This is a genomic window from Janthinobacterium sp. GMG1 (assembly GCF_034427795.1).
Classification (GTDB): Bacteria; Pseudomonadota; Gammaproteobacteria; order Burkholderiales; family Burkholderiaceae_D; genus Janthinobacterium.
Genome location: NZ_JAXQNT010000007.1, coordinates 136,358 through 155,677 on the forward strand (window position 1 = coordinate 136,358; position 19,320 = coordinate 155,677).

At 63.7% G+C, this 19,320-nt stretch carries 18 protein-coding genes; 11 read left to right on the forward strand and 7 right to left on the reverse strand.

The genetic code is table 11. The features are described 5' to 3' along the window. The first annotated feature begins 31 nt into the window (after positions 1-31). The 3 genes from SJI03_RS19125 (at position 32) to SJI03_RS19135 (ending at position 3,857) form a co-directional block, all read left to right on the forward strand. Entirely contained in the window at positions 32-1,813 is a 1,782-nt protein-coding gene (locus SJI03_RS19125) for a methyl-accepting chemotaxis protein (RefSeq protein WP_322428235.1), read from the forward strand. A 71-nt stretch (positions 1,814-1,884) separates the two neighbouring features. Beyond that, on the forward strand, positions 1,885-2,586 hold the full coding sequence (locus SJI03_RS19130; RefSeq protein WP_322428236.1) for a tRNA-uridine aminocarboxypropyltransferase: 702 nt from the start codon (positions 1,885-1,887) through the stop codon (positions 2,584-2,586). 80 nt (positions 2,587-2,666) lie between these two features. Then, positions 2,667-3,857, forward strand: a complete 1,191-nt coding sequence (locus tag SJI03_RS19135; protein WP_416208770.1) for a PA0069 family radical SAM protein — start codon at positions 2,667-2,669, stop codon at positions 3,855-3,857. Between the two features lie 462 nt (positions 3,858-4,319). Here SJI03_RS19135 and SJI03_RS19140 read toward each other — a convergent pair whose 3' ends face one another. The 7 genes from SJI03_RS19140 to SJI03_RS19170 all read right to left on the reverse strand — a co-directional run bounded on the left by SJI03_RS19140 (position 4,320) and on the right by SJI03_RS19170 (position 12,948). Further along, the gene (locus SJI03_RS19140) at positions 4,320-4,496 is read right to left on the reverse strand and encodes a hypothetical protein (protein ID WP_158301208.1); all 177 of its coding nucleotides are present in this window, start codon (positions 4,494-4,496) and stop codon (positions 4,320-4,322) included. 147 nt (positions 4,497-4,643) lie between these two features. Then, complete coding sequence (locus SJI03_RS19145) at positions 4,644-6,554, reverse strand: S8 family serine peptidase (RefSeq protein ID WP_322428237.1); 1,911 nt, start codon at positions 6,552-6,554, stop codon at positions 4,644-4,646. 296 nt (positions 6,555-6,850) lie between these two features. After that, positions 6,851-7,564: an aspartate/glutamate racemase family protein gene (locus SJI03_RS19150; protein ID WP_322428238.1), complete on the reverse strand. Its 714-nt coding sequence runs from the start codon at positions 7,562-7,564 to the stop codon at positions 6,851-6,853. Further along, a complete protein-coding gene (locus SJI03_RS19155) occupies positions 7,561-8,781 on the reverse strand; it encodes a DUF917 domain-containing protein (RefSeq protein WP_322428239.1) in 1,221 nt (406 codons plus the stop codon). Before SJI03_RS19155 ends, SJI03_RS19150 begins: the two co-directional genes overlap by 4 nt. Further along, entirely contained in the window at positions 8,756-11,143 is a 2,388-nt protein-coding gene (locus SJI03_RS19160) for a sigma 54-interacting transcriptional regulator (protein ID WP_416208774.1), read from the reverse strand. The genes SJI03_RS19155 and SJI03_RS19160 overlap by 26 nt, the downstream gene beginning before the upstream one ends. A gap of 222 nt (positions 11,144-11,365) precedes the next feature. Further along, on the reverse strand, positions 11,366-11,950 hold the full coding sequence (locus SJI03_RS19165; protein ID WP_099378419.1) for a gamma-glutamylcyclotransferase: 585 nt from the start codon (positions 11,948-11,950) through the stop codon (positions 11,366-11,368). Positions 11,951-12,012: 62 nt separating this feature from the next. Next, positions 12,013-12,948 carry a LysR family transcriptional regulator gene (locus SJI03_RS19170; protein ID WP_099378261.1) on the reverse strand — a complete coding sequence of 312 codons (936 nt, stop codon included), beginning with the start codon at positions 12,946-12,948 and terminating at the stop codon, positions 12,013-12,015. Between the two features lie 126 nt (positions 12,949-13,074). Here SJI03_RS19170 and SJI03_RS19175 point away from each other — a divergent pair, with 126 nt between their 5' ends. The 8 genes from SJI03_RS19175 to iscU all read left to right on the forward strand — a co-directional run bounded on the left by SJI03_RS19175 (position 13,075) and on the right by iscU (position 19,275). After that, positions 13,075-13,608: a VOC family protein gene (locus SJI03_RS19175; protein WP_322428241.1), complete on the forward strand. Its 534-nt coding sequence runs from the start codon at positions 13,075-13,077 to the stop codon at positions 13,606-13,608. Between the two features lie 52 nt (positions 13,609-13,660). Then, positions 13,661-14,683 (forward strand): fumarylacetoacetate hydrolase family protein, encoded by a 1,023-nt coding sequence (locus tag SJI03_RS19180; protein WP_322428242.1) that lies wholly within the window; start codon positions 13,661-13,663, stop codon positions 14,681-14,683. A gap of 14 nt (positions 14,684-14,697) precedes the next feature. Further along, positions 14,698-15,348: a maleylacetoacetate isomerase gene (gene maiA, locus SJI03_RS19185; protein ID WP_322428243.1), complete on the forward strand. Its 651-nt coding sequence runs from the start codon at positions 14,698-14,700 to the stop codon at positions 15,346-15,348. A gap of 135 nt (positions 15,349-15,483) precedes the next feature. Beyond that, positions 15,484-16,263: a uracil-DNA glycosylase gene (locus tag SJI03_RS19190; RefSeq protein WP_322428244.1), complete on the forward strand. Its 780-nt coding sequence runs from the start codon at positions 15,484-15,486 to the stop codon at positions 16,261-16,263. Between the two features lie 38 nt (positions 16,264-16,301). Then, the gene (locus SJI03_RS19195) at positions 16,302-16,853 is read left to right on the forward strand and encodes an NADAR family protein (RefSeq protein WP_099378265.1); all 552 of its coding nucleotides are present in this window, start codon (positions 16,302-16,304) and stop codon (positions 16,851-16,853) included. 204 nt (positions 16,854-17,057) lie between these two features. Further along, complete coding sequence (gene iscR / locus SJI03_RS19200) at positions 17,058-17,534, forward strand: Fe-S cluster assembly transcriptional regulator IscR (RefSeq protein WP_034779566.1); 477 nt, start codon at positions 17,058-17,060, stop codon at positions 17,532-17,534. 40 nt (positions 17,535-17,574) lie between these two features. Further along, a complete protein-coding gene (locus SJI03_RS19205) occupies positions 17,575-18,831 on the forward strand; it encodes an IscS subfamily cysteine desulfurase (protein WP_099378266.1) in 1,257 nt (418 codons plus the stop codon). A 54-nt stretch (positions 18,832-18,885) separates the two neighbouring features. After that, complete coding sequence (gene iscU / locus SJI03_RS19210; RefSeq protein ID WP_034779562.1) at positions 18,886-19,275, forward strand: Fe-S cluster assembly scaffold IscU; 390 nt, start codon at positions 18,886-18,888, stop codon at positions 19,273-19,275. Positions 19,276-19,320: the final 45 nt, after the last annotated feature.

The window sequence follows — 19,320 nt, forward strand, 5'->3', positions numbered from 1 at the left end:
TGCATCGTTTTCTTCAGATAGGAATCACGCAATGAAAAACCTCAAGATCGGCGTACGTCTCGGTGGCGGTTTTGCCGCCGTCCTGTTCCTGTTGACCAGCCTGACCGTGGTGGGCATCGTGCAGATGCAAAGCGCCAGCAAGGAAACCGATGCGCTCGTCAACGTCAAAGTGCGCAATGAGCGCCTGATCGCCGAGTGGACCAAGGTCATCGAGGTCAATGCGGCGCGCACGGCCGCCGCCTGGAAAGTTAGCGATCCCGAACACCAGAAGCAGTTCGAAAAGGAAATGGCGGTCTCGTCGGCACGCGCCACGGAAATCCAGAACGATATCGGCAAGAGCGAGCTGAACGCGGACGAGCAGGCGCTCTACCAGGAAGTATTGAGCACGCGCAAGGCGTACACAGAAGTGCGCAAGAATGTGTTCAAGGCCAAGAATGCGGGCGACCTGGAACTGGGCAAGCGCCTGTATGAAGGCGACATGGCCGTCAAGCGCGATATCTACCTGGCGTCGCTGAAGAAGCTGGAATTGCTGGAAGCCAAATTGCTCGATGAAACGGCCGCGCAAATCCGTTCGCGCTACGAAAACGGCCGTTTGCTGCTGATCTCGCTGGGCGTGGTGGCCATCTTGCTGGGCGTCGCCTGCGCATACTGGATCACGCGCTCGATCACGCGTCCCATCACGCGCGCCGTCGAGGTGGCGGAAGCCGTTTCCGCTGGCGACCTGACCAGCCATATCGTGGTGGAAAGCCGCGATGAGACGGGGCAATTGATGCATGCGCTGAAAAACATGAACGATAAACTGGTCAGCATCGTGGGCCAGGTGCGCGCCGGCACCGAATCGATCAGCACGGCGTCGAGCGAAATCGCCGCCGGCAACCTGGACTTGTCGTCACGCACGGAAGAGCAGGCCAGTTCGCTGGAAGAGACGGCGTCGTCCATGGAAGAGCTGACCTCCACCGTGAAACTCAATGCCGACAATGCGCGCAGCGCGAATCAACTGGCCATCGACGCTTCGCAGATCGCCAGCAAGGGTGGCGTGGTGGTGTCGGAAGTGGTCAGCACCATGGGTTCGATCAACGATTCCTCGCGCAAGATTGTCGACATCATCAGTGTCATCGACGCCATCGCCTTCCAGACGAATATCCTGGCCCTGAACGCGGCCGTGGAAGCGGCCAGGGCCGGTGAACAGGGCCGTGGTTTTGCCGTCGTGGCTTCCGAGGTGCGCAACCTGGCGCAGCGTTCCAGCGCGGCGGCCAAGGAAATCAAGGGCTTGATCGACGATTCCGTGCAAAAGGTCGAGGCCGGTTCGCAACTGGTGGACAAGGCTGGCCGCACCATGGATGAAATCGTGCAAAGCATCAGCCATGTGACGCAGATCATGAACCAGATCACCGACGCCAGCGATGAACAGCGCGCCGGCATCGAACAAGTCAACCAGGCCATCGGTCAGATGGACCAGGTGACGCAGCAAAACGCGGCCCTGGTGGAAGAAGCGGCCGCGGCGGCCGAATCCATGCAGGAACAGGCGGCCAGACTGGCCGAGGTCGTGGGCGTGTTCAAGCTCGATGCGACGCAGCAATATGTTGCCGCCAGTGCTGGCCCGTCCGTGACGGCGTCTGCGCCAATCAAAGCTGCCACGCGAGTTGCCATGCAAGCTGCCGCGCGACCTGCGATACGGCCCGCCAAGCGACACGCGCCGGCATCGGCTGTGACCGCGTCCACGTCGGACAAGGCGGCGCCAGTGGAAGCGATGCGCCCGCGCGCGCCAAAGGCGCCCGTGGCATCCGGCGCTGACGAATGGGAAGAATTTTAAGCGCAGATTCCCCTCGGCATGGCGCGGGCGCTACAATCGCGGCTTGAAGACAGCCGCGAACGCGCTCCGCCATGACCACCCGCCGTACCTCCAGCCTTACCCTTAGCTCTAGCGCTATCGCCAGCCCTGCCACCGCCTCGTCCTCCCTGGCTGAACCGGCCAAACGGGCGCGCTGCCCAGCCTGCCTGCGCGCCGCATCCAGTTGCATCTGCCGCTGGATCGCCCCCGTTGCCCACACGGTGGACGTGCTGATCCTGCAGCATCCGCTGGAAGTCCACAATGCCAAGGGCAGCGCCCGCTTGCTGCACCTGAGCTTGCCCAACAGCCGCATGCTGACGGGCGAGCAGTTTGCCCCCGATACGCTCGCCGGACTGCTGGCCGGCAAGCACAACGTGCTGCTATACCCGGATACGCCCGGCGACCGTTCGCTGGGCATCGCGCCGCCGCCAGCGCTCGACCCCGCCATCTTGCTCGATCCCACCTTATTGCGGCTGGTGGTGCTGGATGCCACCTGGCGCAAGAGCCGCAAGATGCTGTATCTGAATCCCCCGTTGCAACAGCTGCCGCGCCTGCCCCTGCGCGATACGCCCGCTTCCCATTACCTGATCCGCAAGGCGCACGCGCCAGACCAGTTATCGACCCTGGAAGCGACGTGCTATGCCTTGATGCAGTTGGAGCAGGACGAGGCTCGCTTCGTTCCCCTGATCGCGGCATTTGACGGTTTTGTCGCGCAGCAGTTGAGTTATGTCATACCGGAGGGTGAAAAAGCGTGAAGCGGCATCACGCCAACCCTTGATCTTGTCCGCATGGCGGCATAGTATACTGTACGTATATACAGTTGATGGGGCCGTTCATGAAAGCAATCATTCCAGAGCACGATGACAGCTTCGCCGGGCAAGCCATGTTGCCGCCGCAATCGGTGAAAGCCCACAAGGGGCGCGGCGCCGTCTCGAACTTGCAGGGGCGCTACGAAGTGCACGCGCGTGCCGGTTTCGATGACGGCTGGAGCGTGGGCGGCCTGGATGCGGCAGATGGTGAGGCGCCGGCGCCGGGCTGGAAGACGCAGGTCAGCGACGAGCAGGCGCGCACTATTCTCACGCGCAACGCTTCGCCCGATTTGCCATTCAACGTCTCTCTGAACCCGTACCGGGGCTGCGAACATGGTTGCATTTATTGCTTTGCCCGCCCTACGCACAGCTATCTGGGCCTGTCGCCGGGCCTGGACTTCGAAAGCCGCATCTACGCCAAGGTGAATGCCCCCGAACTCTTGCGGCGCGAGCTGGCCAACCCCTCGTATGTGCCCGAACCGATCGCCCTGGGCGTCAATACCGATGCGTATCAGCCGTGCGAACGCGAACGGCAGCTGACGCGGCGCGTGCTGGAAGTGCTGCACGAATGCGATCATCCCGTGGCGCTGATCACGAAATCGTCGTTGATCGAGCGCGATATCGATATTCTGGCGCCCATGGCGGCCAAGCGCCTGGCAGCCGTGGCCGTGACTGTCACCACGCTCGACCCGGCCATCGCGCGCACTCTGGAACCGCGCGCGGCCGCCCCGGCGCGGCGCCTGCGCACCATCCGCACCCTGACGGAGGCGGGTATTCCCGTGGGCGTGAGCATTGCGCCCATCATCCCGTTCGTGACGGAGCCGGAAATCGAGCAGCTGCTCGAAGCCGTGCGCGATGCGGGCGCCATCCACGCCCATTACGTGGTGCTGCGCCTGCCGTGGGAAGTGAGCCCCTTGTTCCAGCAATGGCTGGAAGCGCACTTCCCGGAACGGGCCCAGCGCGTGATGAACCGGGTGCGTGAAATGCGTGGCGGCAAGGATTACGACAGCGCGTTCGGTGCGCGCATGCGGGGCGAAGGCGTGTGGGCCGACCTTATCCGCCAGCGCTTTGAAAAAGCCGTGCACCGGCTGGGGCTGCACGGCAAGGGCGGTCGCTTCAAGCAGCTCGATTGCACGCAGTTCCGCCGGCCGCTGGTGGTGCCGCCGCTGGGAAACAAGGCAAAAGGAGGGAATGCGGGTCAGCTGGATTTGTTCTAGCGCATGACGTGACCGGACTGCGGCCAATGCAGTTCCCGCTTCCGGCAGAGGCCAGGAGGCGGGAATCTGGAGAGCGGATTCGGTGCTCAGTGGCAGATGGCAAAGGTGCCATTCACGCCTTGCCAATGAATCGCGCCGCGCCGGGCGCAGCAGGCGCTGCAATTATGGGCTGTCGGTCCGCCTATCGGCCCGTGTGTATCGAAGCACTGGCCTTGGCCCGTGTTGGTCGGTCCGCAAGCGGACGGCTGTATGCCGCTGGTATGCGGGCCGCTGGCTTGTACGTTGGCTTGTGCGTTGATAGGGCCACGCGCGCTGCGCGAAACAGGCGGGCTTTGTAGTGGGAGTCGCATCGCTGTCCTTCCTTAATCGTGGGTGACGCCGGCTGGCTGAACGGGCGACGAGAAACTCATCGCCCGCAGGCATGCCGGGTTTAGCCGGGATGGCTCGATCTTGCTGGCTTGATCAGCAAACGGTGGCGTTGCAAGCCATCAGGCAGAGTTGCTGTGCGGTGCCGCTCAAGGCGCCGCAAGCCGCTTTGCACAGGGTGCAGGTAATGCCGGAAGGAGCGACGCCCTGGCTGATGGCGGAGATGCTGGGGCTGCGTTGTACGGCTTTGGCTTGCAATGGCAGATTGTTCATTTCGAAACTCCTTGTGGTGGCGCCGCCGCGGGCAGCGGCAATGGGTGTGCGTACCGAAGTACGGTGCTGATCGTTTCCCGCCAACGACCGTATGCTGAAGCGCGTGCACGCATCGCTGCGCCCACGTGCCCCGACATTCAAATGCTGTTAGCGTTGCGACCAGTAGCGCACTGCGCCGACGCTGACCGGTATCACATCGCTGACGTCGACGGCGAAGCGGGCGACCGTGTTGGCTACCTGCAGGTTTTCCGGGTTGAAGAAGGTCATGATAATGTCGTAGCATTCGGAGCCCGGGCGGCAGACAGGGCTCTGTTGCACGACGATGGTATCGAGCTGCATGCCGGTGGTCTTGGCCAGCATTTCCGCCGCTTGCATGGCATTCGTGGCCGAGAAGTTGAGCGCGCGGTCCATGCCCGTGACGCCCAGGTTGCGGAAGTCGTAATAGATGCGGTTCAGGAAGTTTTCCAGGCGCGCGCCCGTGTTGCTGCTGTTGATTTCCAGGCTGTCCTGCACCGCCATCAGGCTGTCGATCAGCTGCGGCACATTCCAGCTGAACATGCCCCGGATGGCCGGCTGGATCACGGGAACGACCTGGCCGGACATCAGCCTGGCGGCGCCCGAGATTACGCCGGGAAACGAATTCATGACGACCAGGCCATCGATGGTGCCGACATAGGCCTCGAACAGCAGTTCATAGGTCAGGTCGGCATATGGGCCGACGGGAACGATCGCGTAAATCGGCGTGGCGTCCAGGTTGACGGTCCAGGTCAGCGATTGGCGGAAATATGGCTTTGCGCGCAGGAATTCGATCAATTGCTGCGGATCGCCAGGATTGTCCCTGCCTGGTGGCATGGCCTGGACGAAGGAATCGCGGCGCGCTTCACTGCCGAAGTCGATGCCCAGGTTGCCCAGCGCATACACCAGGGTCGGGCCCTTGGCGCTGCCGCCGCAGCCGCAATCGGAGGCATCGATGCCGGAAGCGCTGATGCCTTGCCGCGTCGCGCCGGAAGGGCCCGCGAAGTTGGCCGGAGAGGGGGTTTCCAGCATGGGAATGCTGAGCGGATGCGCCTGCGCGGAAGTGTCGGCATTGGCTGGGCTCGCTTCAATCACAGTATCGTCTGACATTTCAATTTTCCCTTTTAATAATAGTTGAGTGGCGTCCGGCACATTCAATGTCCCAGTCAGGAGGCGGCGACAGTCCAGCTCGCCATTGGTGTTGCAACGCGTTGCGCTTTGCAGCAATGCGCTGCAAACTCCACGAGGGTCAGGACGATCCCCATGTTGGTGTTGCCGGCATAGCAGCAAGGCTGCGATGGCCGAGACGATCGGGGTGGCAAAGCTGGTGCCGCTGCTGAGCCGCACGCGCCCAGCGGCAGCGGCGCCGAGGATGTCGGTGCCGGGCGCCATGATGCCGCGCGCGCGATAGGCTTCACCCCAGTTGCTGTTGGGCATGGGCGCGCCTTGCCGGTCCAGTGCGCCGACGACCAGGGTGTACTCGATGGAGGCGGGAATATGCAGGCAATCGCAGCCGTCATTGCCCGCCGCCGCGATCAGCAGGACGTTGCGTTCATGGCACAGCTGTATGGCTTTTTGCAGCAGGCCATCGGCGCTGCCGCTGTCGGACAGTTCACCGCCGCTGACATTGATGATGTGCGCGCCGTGCTCGACGGCCTGGGTGATGGCGCGGGCCAGGTCGAGCTGCGTGCATTGTGTCAGTGCGCCGTCGGCGCGGTCGGCAAAGATGGGCAGGATCAAGCCCCGACAATGGGGGGCCAGGCCCGTGACGGGGCTGCCGGGCTGGCCAAAGATGATGCTGGCGACATGGGTGCCGTGTTGCGATGCCCGGCCGCTGCCGCTGGCACCCGTGGCGAGCGTGTCGAGCAGTTGCAGCCTGGCGCCGGCAAAGCAGGGATGGCTGGTATCGACGGGACCGTCGAGCACGGCGATGCAGATGTCGGCACAGCCGGTGTTGCCATCTTGCAAGGCAGCCAGGCCGGGCAGCAAGCCATGATTGGCCCGGCTGTCGTGGGTGGTGGATATTTCCATAGTCGTCGGCACGGCGGCGCTCCTTGCTGGGTCCTGGAGGGCGTGCGGCTCACCGCTTGAGGTGCTCCGTCCGCCTGCTGCGGCGCCTGTTGCTCAAGCGCCGATAGCATGATCTTTAGCAAAGGGTGTGCCAGAAGGCCAAGTGCTTGATTTTCAAGGGATGGCGCTGATTTGCATTGTCGTGACGCAACAATGATGGCGGATATCGTCCACTCTTTTTGAGCGTGATGGACGAAAACGGCAGGCGGCAAGGACGGGGAGGGGGCGCCCGGGATACGGCATGGCGTGACGCGGGCGCGTGCGGCGCTTCAGCTATCCTTGCTGTAGCAGGCGCGGCTGGGCCGCAGGCGCATGCGCACGAGGGACACCAGGAAGCTGAAGCCTGCCTGGTTCGGATCGATGACCGGCACATAGGTCTGCAGCGCGTCCTCCAGCAGCGCGCTGACGCGCGCGGCGACGCCCACAAAGCCGGTGCAGCCGAGCAGGATGGACTGGGCGCCGTCTTCCTGTATCGCCAGCATGGCGGCCTGGAAGGTTTTTTCGACCACCGTGTCCAGCTTGCCGAGGTCTGCGACGGGACAGTCGATGGAGCGGATGGAGGCGAAGCTGTCCTGCAAGCCGTAAGTCTGCATGTGGCCCCGCTGCATGGCGAGCGTGCTGGGCAGTATCGTCATGATCGACAGGCGCTGGCTGAGGGCCAGCGCCGTAAAGGCGGCGGGCGGGAAGCCGCCGAGGATGGGAATGTCGATCACTTCGCGCGCGGCCTCCACGCCGCACATGTCGAAGTCGCTGAGCCAGATGCCGTCATAGCCTTCGCCTTCGATTTCCCTGGCCAGTTGCACCACCGGATAACCGTTTTGCAGCCAGTCGACGCGGTATTCGATGCAGTCGTGCCCGCTCGAAATATTGCGCACGGACACTTCGACATCGGGCGGCATCACGGGCTCGATGGCATCCAGCAGGCGCTGGTTGTAAATGGACGTGGCCACCGGCGCCACGATACAGATGCGCAGCGGCTTCATGCGGCGCTCCCTGCCGCTGCGCCGGCGTTGCCCGCCAGCGGCACATAGGGTCCCAGGTAGCCGATGGTGTTGAGCAGTTGCATGAAGCTGTCGAGTATTAGGCCGCCCCGTTCCCGCAATGCCGGGTGGGTTTGCAGGCCCAGCAGCGTCACCTTGCGCTGCAGGAGGGCCGGGTTGAGCGTGCCGTCAGGCAGCAGCAAGTCGCCATTCGAATACACGGCCTGGCCATCGCCCTCGACAAAGTAACTGATGGTGTCGGGCGCCATGCAGAGGGGCGTGCTGCGGCTGCTATCCCAGGCCAGCAGCGATTCGTTCTGGTACAGGACCGTGCATAGCCGTTCACCCGCGCGGATGGTGATCTTGCCCAGGTCGAAGCCATTGCGCGAGTCGACTTCGGCGGCGACGAATGTACCCTGAGGAAACAATGGCCAGGCGCGCATGTCGCATTGCCGCGCAAGATAGTCGACCAGTTCGTCCGCGTTGCGCAAGCGGCCTGCCTGCAGTTCGCGGCCCAGGCGCAGGGCGCGTCCCAGGGTGCCGCGCACGGGCAGCGCGCGGGCCAGTTCCGCCGGCGCCATGATCCACATGGCCAGCCCGCCGAACTGCTTGAAATCGGCCTGCGAGACGATGGGGCGCATCATCTGGTCGATGATCGTTGCCACGTCCTGCTGGTGGGCGTGGGCGCCGTTCACGCCCTGGCTCGGCTGGACGTCGAGTTCCACGCGCAGTCCCGACTGGCTGACGAGGAAGGCCGGGCGCGGATTGATCTGCTCGGCCGCATACGTCAGCTGCGGCAGCGAGGGAACGGCGCGGCCGGCGCCATCGGCGTCGATCACCGCCAGCCCCAGGTGGGCGGCGACCAGGCAGGCGACGAGAAACCCCAGTGCCCCGCTCTCGGGCGGCGCCAGGTAGGCCAGGGTGCGGTTTTCCAGCGCCAGGCGCTCCCTGACGGCGATCACGGCATCGACGGGACCTTGCGGAAGTTGGGCGCCATTGATCGCCACGGGCGAACCCAGGTAAGCCACCATGACCGTCTCGCCATCGGTGGCTTCGTCGACGCTGACCACGCGCACTTGGGCGTCCGGATAGTAATCGCCGGCGTGGAATTGGGCCAGCAGGCTGCGCGCGGAAGTGAGCGTGCCGCCGCCACCGCTGCCGAAGAAGCAAGCTCCCAGCAGTAGCGATTCAAGGTCATCGTGGTTCAGCACATAGCTCATGTTGCGGGTCCTCAGGTTGGCATGGCATGGAGATGGTTTGCGCCAGGGTGGTCTGCAACTGCAGCGCCTGGGCAAACCGGGGGAAAGCCGTGTCACGTTCCACGCCGCGCAAGGCGCGCGTGAGGTGTTCGAGTGCTTCGGGCCGGCGCCCGCGCTGCTGCAGCAGTTGCGCCAGGCGGGTTGCCACCAGCAGGCCGCCGGCCGTCGCGCCCAGCGCCTTGGCGGTCGACAGTGCACTGCCCAGTTCGCGTTCCGCGTTGTCCAGATCACCCACCGCGATCCACGTCTGCGCATGCATGTCGAGCAGTTCGACCAGATAGGCCCGTTCGCCATGTTCCAGCGCCAGTTCGATGGCGCCGTGCAGCAGTTGCCGGGCTTGCGATGGCTGGCCTGCCGACAGCAGCAGTTCGCCCCGTTTCCAGGCCTGAAATGAATGGAAGAGCATGCCGCCTTCGCACAGCATGTATTGCTGGTAGCCATCGGCGATGCGCTGTTCGGTCCGCGCATGGACGTTGCCAGACGCCAATGCGCAGGCATGGAATATCTGGCCCACCCCCAGGTAGAATTGATAGCCATATTCGCTGGCGACGGTTTGCAGGTCTGCCGCCAGGTTTGCCAGCCGGCTCCAGTCCTCGAACATGCAGGCGAGCCACGCGGCGCCCTGCAGTGCGATGGCGCGATGGAAGGGATGCGGGTTGTCGGCGCCGCCGCGCAATGCCAGGTGGTCCATCACCTGGCGCGCGCGCCGGAAGGCGCCACTCTGGAAGCAGGACAGGCCTTCGAAAGTGGTCGACAGCGCGGCGATGTCCAGGCCCTGTCCCCCGGTGTCGGCCGATGCCGCGCCGCATAGCAGGTGTCCGCGCTCCAGGCAGGCCAGCGTCTCGCGGTAATCGCCGAGCCAGAACAGCGTGTTGGCCAGGGCCAGGTGGGCCTGCGACAGCAAGTCCGTGTCACCTATGGCTTGCGCCCGCTGCAGCATGTCTTGCGCCGTAGCCCGCGCCGCCACCAGGTCCAGCGCCATCAGTTGCGAGCTCCAGATGCCGAAGCGCAGGGCGGTGATTTCCACCTCGTCGCCCAGCGCCGCCGCTTCCTGCAATGCCTGCTGGTAGCAGGCGAGCGCTTCGGCGCTTTGCCAGCCGCTGATGCCGCGGTGCGAAATGGCGAGCCAGCGGTGCAGGTCGCAGCTCAGGCGGCGCGCGGTGCAGGGGTGGGAGTCGGCGGCCAGCAAGGTGAGGCCGCGACGCAATACTTCGATGGCTTCCTTGAAACGGGCCGCCTCGATCAGCGCACGTCCCTCCAGCAGGCAGACGCGGGCAAAATTGCTGCGCTCCTCGTCGCCATGCACGCGGCGTTCGATGACCTTGCGGTTGATGCCCAGGTGGCGCGCCGCGATCGTCTTGTTGCCATCGGCAAGGCGCATCGCATAGTCGATCAGCAATTGTTCCGCGGCCTCCAGCTTGTCGTCGCCTTCCAGCCGCATGAGGGCTTCCGCCAGCAGCGTGTGATCCGCGTCTTCCGGCATGCCCGCCGACAGGAAGGCTTCCAGGCTGTGGGCATCGATCAGCGCCGATTCGGCCAGTATCGACAGCCGTTCAACCAGGTTGCGCAGTTCGCGGATATGGCCGGGCCAGGCATGCCGGCCCAGGCGTTCCATGGCGGTGGCGGTAAAGCGGATGGGCCGCTTCTGCAGGCTGGCAAAGTGGGCGGCGAGGGCGGCGACGTCGCCGCGGCGCTGGTCCAGGCCCGGTACGTCGAGTTTCAATACCGCCAGCCGGTAATACAGGTCTTCGCGGAAACGGCCCGCTTGCACCATCGCGGCCAGGTCGCAGTGGGTGGCGGCCACGATGCGGCCGTTGAACGGCTGGGTATCACCTCCGCCCAGTGGCCTGAAACAGCGTGCTTCGAGTACGCGCAGCAGCTTGCTCTGTACACCTAGCGGCAATTCGCCTATTTCATCGAGAAACAGCGTGCCTTGTCCCGCCTGGGCGAAGAACCCGGTGCGGCTGTTGAGCGCTCCCGTAAATGCGCCCTTGGTATGGCCGAAGAGTTCCGCGTCGATCAGGTGTTCCGGCAGTGCGCCGCAGTTGAGATCGACAAAGGGCGCAGCGGGATCGCCGCTGTGCCGGTGCACGAGCTGGGCGATGATTTCCTTGCCGGAACCGGTTGGGCCACTGATGAGCACCGTGCAGCGGGTCGGCGCCACGGCTTCGACCATGCGCAGCAGGCGTTGGAATATTGGAGAGCTGCCAATGATGTTCAGCCCGCCCCCGGCGCTGCCGCAGTGGACGGGGACATGCACAGGGGCAATAGCGCCTGCTCCGGGAAGCATGCAATGCGGCTGCCTCCCATGCTGTTGCAGCATAGACCTTTCGGACATGGTCGTCTCGCTCCGGTGATTTCGCTCCGATCATGCAGGGCCGTATGTTCTGCCCCGCTGCCTGCCGACGCGTACCGTTGCTCCACTCATGCATAAAGGAATCGCGCGTTCCGATTATGGCCGTTAATAAAACGGCGATAGTCGCCAATTGTCACAATGAAAATATATTCATCGCTTGCATCATGCAAGCTGGTTACCTGCCGTCACTCACTGCGTTGCTGGCGGCGCATCCTTCAATTGCGCCAGATGTTGCTCGATGGCAAAGACGTGCGGGTCGCTCTTGCCCAGCTCGCGCAGGGCGCTGGCCAGGTGCAGCAGGTATTCGCTGTTCGGGCCGCTGGGGCCGGCAGAGCGGGCGATCTGGCGCGCGATGTCCAGTTCCGGGGCGGCGCCGAGGAAGGCGGCGTTTTCCTCGTTGGCGATGTACACCAGGCCTTCGACCTTGCTGCCATCGTCGAAGGTGATGTCGGTGGCCAGGCGCAAATAGCCGTTCTTTTCGCGGTGGTCGAGGTGGGCGAAGACTTCGGGCGTGATCAGGTAAGCCATGCCGTCGCACACGGCGCCCGCTTGCGGCACGATGGTGGCGACGCGGCCCGGCGCCATCGGCGTGCCCCGGTGGTCGTGCGAGCCTTGCCAGAAGCGCCGCGTCCAGCCGGCGATGCTGGCCGGGCGGCGCTCGATGTAGGGGAAATCGGCCTTGTAGATCAGCGAGCCATAGCCGAACAGCCAGACCTGTGCATGGCCGTCGAATTTGTTCATGCGCTGGTTGATGGCGATGGTGGCGGCGTCGATGGCGGACAGATCGTTCTGGTGAGGCTGAGTCATGGTGCGAGCGGTGAAAGGGCGATGCCCGATTATAAAGCGGCGCCAGCCGGGCCGCCCGCTCCCACGTTCCACTCGTGCGTCTCGACAAAGCGGAACAGGAAGGCCATGAAGCTTTCGGCTGCCGGCGACAGCGACCGCCCCGTCTTCGTGTAGACGAAAAAGCGCCGCGTCAGTTCCGGCTCGTGCAGGGCGCGCATCTGCAATTGATATAGTTTGACCATCGGTTCCGCGTACGGCAGGCAGACCGTGATGCCCAGGTTGGCGCTGACCATGGCCAGCGCCGTCGTCATGAAGGTCACTTCGTTGTACGGATTGAGCGACAGCTCGCGAAACGCGCCGTGCATGTCGCGCAGCAGGCGTTCCGTGAACTGGCCTTGCAGCGAAATGAACGGATAGTCGCCCACGTCGGCCCAGGTGACCCTTTCCTTTTGCTGCAGCGGGTGCTGTTCGGGGAAGACCAGCACGAAGGGCATTTCAAACAGCACTTGCGCGGCGATTTCCGCCGTGGGGTCGCGCTCGGGGCCGATGCCGAAATCGACTTCGCCGCTGAAGACACGCGCCGACACATTCTCCACGGGGCAGTCGACGAGGCGCAGCTGCACGTCCGGGTGCGCCTGGCGGTAGGCGGCGATCACTTCCGGCAGCAGGGTGCACGCCATCATCTGCGGCGCAGCGATGCGCACCATCCCCGTTTTCAGAGCCTTGCGCTGGGCGATGCCGGCCATGGCGCCGTCGAGGTCCTCGATCATCTTTTCAAACAGCGGATACAGTTCGCGGCCGATTTCGGACAGCTGCGTCTTGCGCGTGCTGCGCTCGACCACGCGCACGCCCAGCACGCTTTCCAGTTCCTTGATCAAGCCACTCAAGGCCGATTGCGTCACGTGCAGGTATTCGGCGGCCAGGGTGAAACTGCCGGTCTTGGCCAGCGCCACGAAGGCGCGCATCTGTCGCAGGCTGGGACTCATAAGATAATCCGATAAATCAATGGTTAAAAATTGTTTGTATGATAGCTGGAACTCGATTCTAATGGTGAAAAGCTGAAAAACAGGCCAGCCATTGCGCCCAGGGCGCCATCCATTGGAGACAAGCACATGAAGATCAAGCAAATCCACCACGTCGCCTACCGCTGCATCGACGCGAAGAAAACCGTCGAGTGGTACGTCAAGCATTTGAACATGAATTTCGTCCTCGCCATCGCCGAAGACCTGGTGCCGTCGACCAAGGCGCCGGACCCGTACATGCACGTCTTCCTCGATGCGGGCCAGGGCAATGTGCTGGCCTTCTTCGAGCTGCCGACGCAGCCGCCGATGGACCGCGACCGCAATACCCCGGCCTGGGTGCAGCACCTGGCGCTGGAAGTGGGCAGCATGGACGAACTGCTGGCCGCCAAGGAGCGCCTGGTGGCCGGCGGCATCGAGGTGCTGGGTCCCGTCAACCACGCCATCTTCCAGTCGATCTACTTCTTTGACCCGAACGGCCACCGCCTGGAGCTGGCGGCCAACGTGGGCACGCCCGAGATGATGGCCAAACTGGACGCCGTCAAATGGGAAATGCTGGAAGAATGGTCGCAAACGCGCCGCGCGCCGAAACACGCCGCCTGGATGCACGCGCCGGCCGACGCCTGAGCGCCGCACACGGAAATCATCTGAACAATACGCCAAACAAGGAACACACTCCATGAAACTCGCAACCCTGAAAAACGGCAGCCGCGACGGCGCCCTGATCCTCGTCAGCCGCGACCTGCGCCAGTACCAGCGCGTGGCCGCCATCGCGCCCACCCTGCAGGCGGCGCTCGACAACTGGGACGCTGTCGCGCCCAAGCTGGAGCAGGCGTATGCCGACCTGAACGCGGGCAAGGCGCCGGACGCGCAGCCATTTGATGCCAATCAATGCCACTCGCCGCTGCCGCGCGCCTACCAGTGGGCCGACGGTTCCGCCTACATCAATCACGTGGAACTGGTGCGCAAGGCGCGCAATGCGGAAGTACCGGCCTCGTTCTACACGGACCCGCTGATGTACCAGGGCGGCTCCGACAGCTTTATCGGCCCGCGCGATCCGATCTTCGCCTTGTCGGAAGAGTGGGGCATCGACCTGGAAGCGGAAGTGGCGGTGATCACGGGCGACGTGGCCATGGGCGTCGGCGTGGACGATGCGGCGAAAGCGATCCGCCTGGTCATGCTGGTCAACGATGTCTCCTTGCGCAACCTGATTCCGGGCGAGCTGGCCAAGGGTTTCGGTTTCTTCCAGTCGAAGGCGGCCAGCGCATTTTCCCCCGTCGCCGTCACGCCCGATGAACTGGGTGCCGACTGGGTTGGCAGCAAGCTGCATTTGCCGCTGCTGGTGGACCTGAACGACAAACCGTTCGGCAAGCCGAACGCGGGCGAGGACATGACCTTCGACTTTGCCCAGTTGGTCGCGCATGCGGCCAAGACGCGCGAACTGGGCGCCGGCAGCATCATCGGTTCCGGCACCGTGTCGAACAAGCAGGGCAACCTGTTTGGCTCCAGCATCGAGAACGGCGGCGTCGGCTACTGCTGCCTGGCCGAAGTGCGCATGTATGAAACCATCGAACACGGCGCGCCAAAGACGGCCTACCTGAAGTTCGGCGACACGGTGCGTATCGAAATGCGCGACGCGGCCGGCGCCAGCATCTTCGGCAGCATCGAGCAGACCGTGGCCCTGTACGCTGGCCGCGCCTGAGGGGAGGGCGCCCCATGAAGCTGTACACCTACTTTCGCAGTTCGGCCGCCTACCGCGTGCGCATTGCCTTGAATCTCAAGGGTATCGCCTACGACAGCATCCCCGTGCATCTGCTGCAGGATGGCGGCCAGCAGCTGCTGCCAGCCTACCGCGCCGTCAATCCGTCGGCCCTGGTGCCGGCGCTCGATGACGACGGCGCCATCCTGACGCAGTCGCTGGCGATGCTCGAGTATCTCGACGAGACGCGCCCTAGCGTGCCGCTGCTGCCGGCCGATGCGCTGGGCCGCGCCAGGGTGCGCGCGCTGGCGCTGGCGATCGCCTGCGACGCCCATCCGCTGACAAATCTGCGCGTGTTGAAATACCTGAAAAACACTCTGGGGCTGTCGGACGAGGCCAAGCAGGAGTGGTACCGCCACTGGATGGCCGAGGGACTGGCGGCCGTGGAGGCGCTGCTGGCGCAGGGCGATCCTGCCGGCGCGGGCCTGTTCTGTCATGGCGACAGCCCGACGATGGCCGATTGCTGCCTGGTGCCGCAGGTATTCAATGCGCAGCGCTTCGCCATCGACCTGGCGCCATATCCGCGTGTGGCGCGCATCCATGCCCATTGCGCCGGCTTGCCCGCGTTTGCTGCCGCCCATCCGTCGCAGCAGCCTGACGCCGAATAGGCTGGAAGTAGCTCAATGCAGAGATCCCCGGCCTGGCAACAGGCTGGGGATTTTTTATGCGTGCTTGATGTTGGGCAGTCAATGCATGCCTGCCGGTGCGCTACAATTTGCGTTTGCCCAAATACTGTACGTCCCATGACCGCGACAACCGTTCCTGCCAGCATCACCGATGCCCTGTCCCTGGCGCACGCTTCCTGGCGTCCCATCCTGCTGCGCGGCTTGCAGGCCGTGATGGCGGCCGATCCCGCCTACCTGCCGGCGCTGGCCATCGACGATTACCTGCCCACGCAGGGCCGGCTGTTCGCCGCCTTTGCCCTGCCGCTGGCGCAGGTGCGCTACGTGCTGGTGGGCGAGGGGCCGTATCCGCGCGCCGACAGCGCCACGGGGGTGTGCTTCATGGACGGCGCCGTCGGTAGTCTGTGGTCGGCCACGGGCCTGTCGAAGCCCGTCAACCGCGCCACCTCGCTGCGCAACTTCATGAAGATGCTGCTGGTGGCCGATGGCCAGTTGCAGGGCGGCGACACGTCCGGCGTGGCCATGGCGCCCGTGGCCGCCGCCGCGCAGCTGCCGGGCAGCGGCGTGATCCAGACCCTGCCCGACTTGCAGCGCAAGATGACGGAGCAGGGCTTCCTGCTGCTCAACGCGGCGCTGGTGTTCCGTGCCCACGTGCCGCCCGTGCAGGATGCGCGCGGCTGGCTGCCCTTCCTGCAGGTGGTGCTGGAAGCGCTGGCGCAGCAGGGCGGGGCGGCCACGCCGCAACTGGTGCTGTGGGGCAAGATCGCCGAGCTCATCAAACGCCTGCCGGTGGCGGCATTGTTGCCGCAGGTGACGGCGGAACATCCGTATAATCTGTCCTTTATCGGCAATCGTGACATGCAGGCCTTGTTTGGCCCGATGCAACTATTGCGTGCTTGAGCTTGAATCATCGCCTGTCTGGCGGAAGTGCGGGGAATATGCAAATCAGTAACGTGGAAGAATTGAAGGCGTGGATCGCGGCGGGTGGCGTGCCCGACTATCTGTATTTCTGGGGGCACACGCCGGCGCAGCCGCAGGTGCCCGACAAAAGCTGCTTCAGCCAGTGGTTTCCGTCACCGTTCAGCCTGGCTGGCGTGACGTATGCGACGGCCGAGCACTACATGATGGCGCAAAAGGCGGCCCTGTTTGGCGACACTGCCGTGCAGGCGCGCATCGTGGCGGCCGGGCGGCCGTCGGAAGTGAAGAAGCTGGGGCGCGAAGTGGCGAATTTTGACGCCAAAGTATGGGAAGCGGCCCGCGCCGGCATCGTCTTCGATGGCAACTTTGCCAAGTTTTCGCAAAAGGCCGCGCTGCGCAAGTTTCTTCTGGGCACGGGCGAGCGCGTCATCGTCGAAGCCAGTCCCGTCGACCGCATCTGGGGCGTGGGCCTGGCGTCGGACAATCCGCGCATCCTGGACCCCGCCACCTGGGACGGCTTGAACTTGCTGGGATTTGAACTGATGAAAGTGCGGACTGCTTTACGGGGCTGAGAACGCCCTGCGATTTCCCGACTGTTGTTTTCCTGATGCCGCCGCGCCTGGCGCGGCCGGCCATGCCCCTTCCAGCCCTGTGGTCATCGAGGGGCGCTCTGACAAACCCCGCCGAATTTGTTATACTTGACTAAATCATTCAACTACTCGGGGTTTGAGGAGTTGAAAAACCGCAATATTTTAAACCAGTTGACCAGAGGATGTATGCGTCTGACTACAAAAGGCCGTTTTGCCGTGACAGCGATGATCGATCTTGCCCTGCGCCAGGGCAAGGGACCGGTCACCTTGTCCGGCATCAGCCAGCGCCAGTCGATTTCCCTGTCCTACCTGGAACAGCTGTTCGGCAAGCTGCGCCGGCATGAGATCGTCGAGTCGATCCGCGGTCCCGGCGGCGGCTACAGCCTGGCGCGCCGTGCGGACAAAGTGACGGTGGCCGACATCATCATCGCCGTCGACGAACCGCTGGACGCCACGCAGTGCGGCGGCAAGGAGCATTGCCACGGCGCCGACGCGGCCACGGGTGCGCGCTGCATGACGCATGAATTGTGGTCCACACTCAACGAAAAAATGGTCGATTATCTGGATTCTGTGTCCTTGCAGGACCTGGTCGACCAGCAGAGACAAAAGATTGCCGAGCAAAGCGTGATGGTGATGCACCGTAACCACGCCGCCCTCGGTTGATAATGACAAAAATACCAGTTGCTGATTGCAGGAGTTATTGATGAACGCCCCAGAAAAAAACGTAGGCCAAGTGCACTTTGAAACCGCACCGCATTTCCCGATCTACATGGATTACTCGGCCACGACGCCGATCGATCCACGCGTCGCCGACAAGATGATTCCGTACCTGCGCGAGCAGTTCGGCAATCCGGCATCGCGCAGCCACATGTATGGCTGGACGGCGGAAAAAGCCGTGGAAGAGGCACGCGGCCACGTGGCGGCCCTGGTGAACGCCGATCCGCGCGAAATCATCTGGACCTCCGGCGCGACGGAAAGCAACAACCTGGCCATCAAGGGCGCGGCACAGTTCTACAAGACCAAGGGCAAGCACATCATCACTGTCAAGACCGAGCACAAATCGGTGCTCGACACGGTGCGTGAACTGGAACGCATCGGCTTTGAAGCGACCTACCTGGAACCGCAGGACAACGGCCTGATCACCGTCGAGCAGCTGGCCGCGGCCGTGCGCCCGGACACCATCCTCGTGTCGGTCATGCTGGTGAACAACGAAATCGGCGTGATCCAGCCGATCGACGAAATCGGCGTGTTCTGCCGCTCGAAAGGCATCATCTTCCATTGCGACGCTGCGCAAGCGACGGGCAAGGTCGTCATCGACCTTCAAAAAACCAAGGTCGACCTGATGACCTTCACGGCACATAAAACCTACGGCCCGAAAGGCGTGGGCGCCCTGTACGTGTGCCGCAAGCCGCGTGTGCGCCTGGAAGCGCAGATGCACGGTGGCGGCCATGAGCGCGGCCTGCGCTCGGGCACTCTGCCGACGCACCAGATCGTCGGCATGGGCGAAGCGTTCCGCATCGCCAAGGAAGAAATGGACAGCGAAATCGGCCGTATCAAGGCCTTGCGCGACCGCCTGGCCAAGGGCCTGCAAGAGATCGAAGAAGTCTACATCAACGGCGACATGGAGCACCGCGTGCCGCATAACCTGAACGTCAGCTTCAACTACGTCGAAGGCGAGTCGCTGATCATGGCGATCAAGGATATCGCCGTGTCGTCCGGTTCGGCCTGCACCTCGGCCAGCCTGGAACCATCGTACGTGTTGCGCGCCCTGGGCCGCAGCGACGAACTGGCGCACAGCTCGATCCGTTTCACCATCGGCCGCTTCTCGACCGAGGAAGACATCGACTTCGCCGTGAACCTGCTGAAATCGAAAGTACACAAGCTGCGCGACCTGTCGCCGCTGTGGGACATGTTCAAGGACGGAATCGACATCAATTCGATTCAATGGGCCGCCCACTAACCAATACCCGGGCCTCCACTACGGGGCCGGCAAGAATATTTAAGGAGCATCAAAATGGCTTACTCGGACAAAGTACTCGATCACTACGAAAACCCGCGCAACGTGGGCGCTTTCGACAAGGGTGATGAAACCATCGGCACCGGCATGGTAGGCGCGCCTGCCTGCGGCGACGTGATGAAACTGCAGATCAAGGTTGGCGCCGACGGCCTGATCGAAGATGCGAAATTCAAGACCTACGGCTGCGGTTCGGCCATCGCGTCGAGCTCGCTGGTGACCGAATGGGTCAAGGGCAAGACCCTGGACCAGGCACTGGCCATCAAGAACACGCAGATCGCCGAAGAACTGGCCCTGCCGCCAGTGAAGATCCACTGCTCCATCCTGGCGGAAGACGCCATCAAGGCAGCTGTTCTGGATTACCAGACCCGTCACCCGGCAGCAGCTTAAACGTTGGTAGCCCGCCCCGGCCGCAAGGCCGGGGCAGTTACGGAG

What these genes read in the sequence shown, in the direction of transcription:
- SJI03_RS19125 (WP_322428235.1), top strand. Translation starts at nt 32, where the DNA reads ATGAAAAACCTCAAGATCGGCGTACGTCTCGGTGGCGGTTTTGCCGCC.
- SJI03_RS19130 (WP_322428236.1), top strand. Translation starts at nt 1,885, where the DNA reads ATGACCACCCGCCGTACCTCCAGCCTTACCCTTAGCTCTAGCGCTATC.
- SJI03_RS19135 (WP_416208770.1), top strand. Translation starts at nt 2,667, where the DNA reads ATGAAAGCAATCATTCCAGAGCACGATGACAGCTTCGCCGGGCAAGCC.
- SJI03_RS19140 (WP_158301208.1), bottom strand. Translation starts at nt 4,496, where the DNA reads ATGAACAATCTGCCATTGCAAGCCAAAGCCGTACAACGCAGCCCCAGC.
- SJI03_RS19150 (WP_322428238.1), bottom strand. Translation starts at nt 7,564, where the DNA reads ATGAAGCCGCTGCGCATCTGTATCGTGGCGCCGGTGGCCACGTCCATT.
- SJI03_RS19155 (WP_322428239.1), bottom strand. Translation starts at nt 8,781, where the DNA reads ATGAGCTATGTGCTGAACCACGATGACCTTGAATCGCTACTGCTGGGA.
- SJI03_RS19160 (WP_416208774.1), bottom strand. Translation starts at nt 11,143, where the DNA reads ATGCTGCAACAGCATGGGAGGCAGCCGCATTGCATGCTTCCCGGAGCA.
- SJI03_RS19170 (WP_099378261.1), bottom strand. Translation starts at nt 12,948, where the DNA reads ATGAGTCCCAGCCTGCGACAGATGCGCGCCTTCGTGGCGCTGGCCAAG.
- SJI03_RS19175 (WP_322428241.1), top strand. Translation starts at nt 13,075, where the DNA reads ATGAAGATCAAGCAAATCCACCACGTCGCCTACCGCTGCATCGACGCG.
- SJI03_RS19180 (WP_322428242.1), top strand. Translation starts at nt 13,661, where the DNA reads ATGAAACTCGCAACCCTGAAAAACGGCAGCCGCGACGGCGCCCTGATC.
- maiA (WP_322428243.1), top strand. Translation starts at nt 14,698, where the DNA reads ATGAAGCTGTACACCTACTTTCGCAGTTCGGCCGCCTACCGCGTGCGC.
- SJI03_RS19190 (WP_322428244.1), top strand. Translation starts at nt 15,484, where the DNA reads ATGACCGCGACAACCGTTCCTGCCAGCATCACCGATGCCCTGTCCCTG.
- SJI03_RS19195 (WP_099378265.1), top strand. Translation starts at nt 16,302, where the DNA reads ATGCAAATCAGTAACGTGGAAGAATTGAAGGCGTGGATCGCGGCGGGT.
- iscR (WP_034779566.1), top strand. Translation starts at nt 17,058, where the DNA reads ATGCGTCTGACTACAAAAGGCCGTTTTGCCGTGACAGCGATGATCGAT.
- SJI03_RS19205 (WP_099378266.1), top strand. Translation starts at nt 17,575, where the DNA reads ATGAACGCCCCAGAAAAAAACGTAGGCCAAGTGCACTTTGAAACCGCA.
- iscU (WP_034779562.1), top strand. Translation starts at nt 18,886, where the DNA reads ATGGCTTACTCGGACAAAGTACTCGATCACTACGAAAACCCGCGCAAC.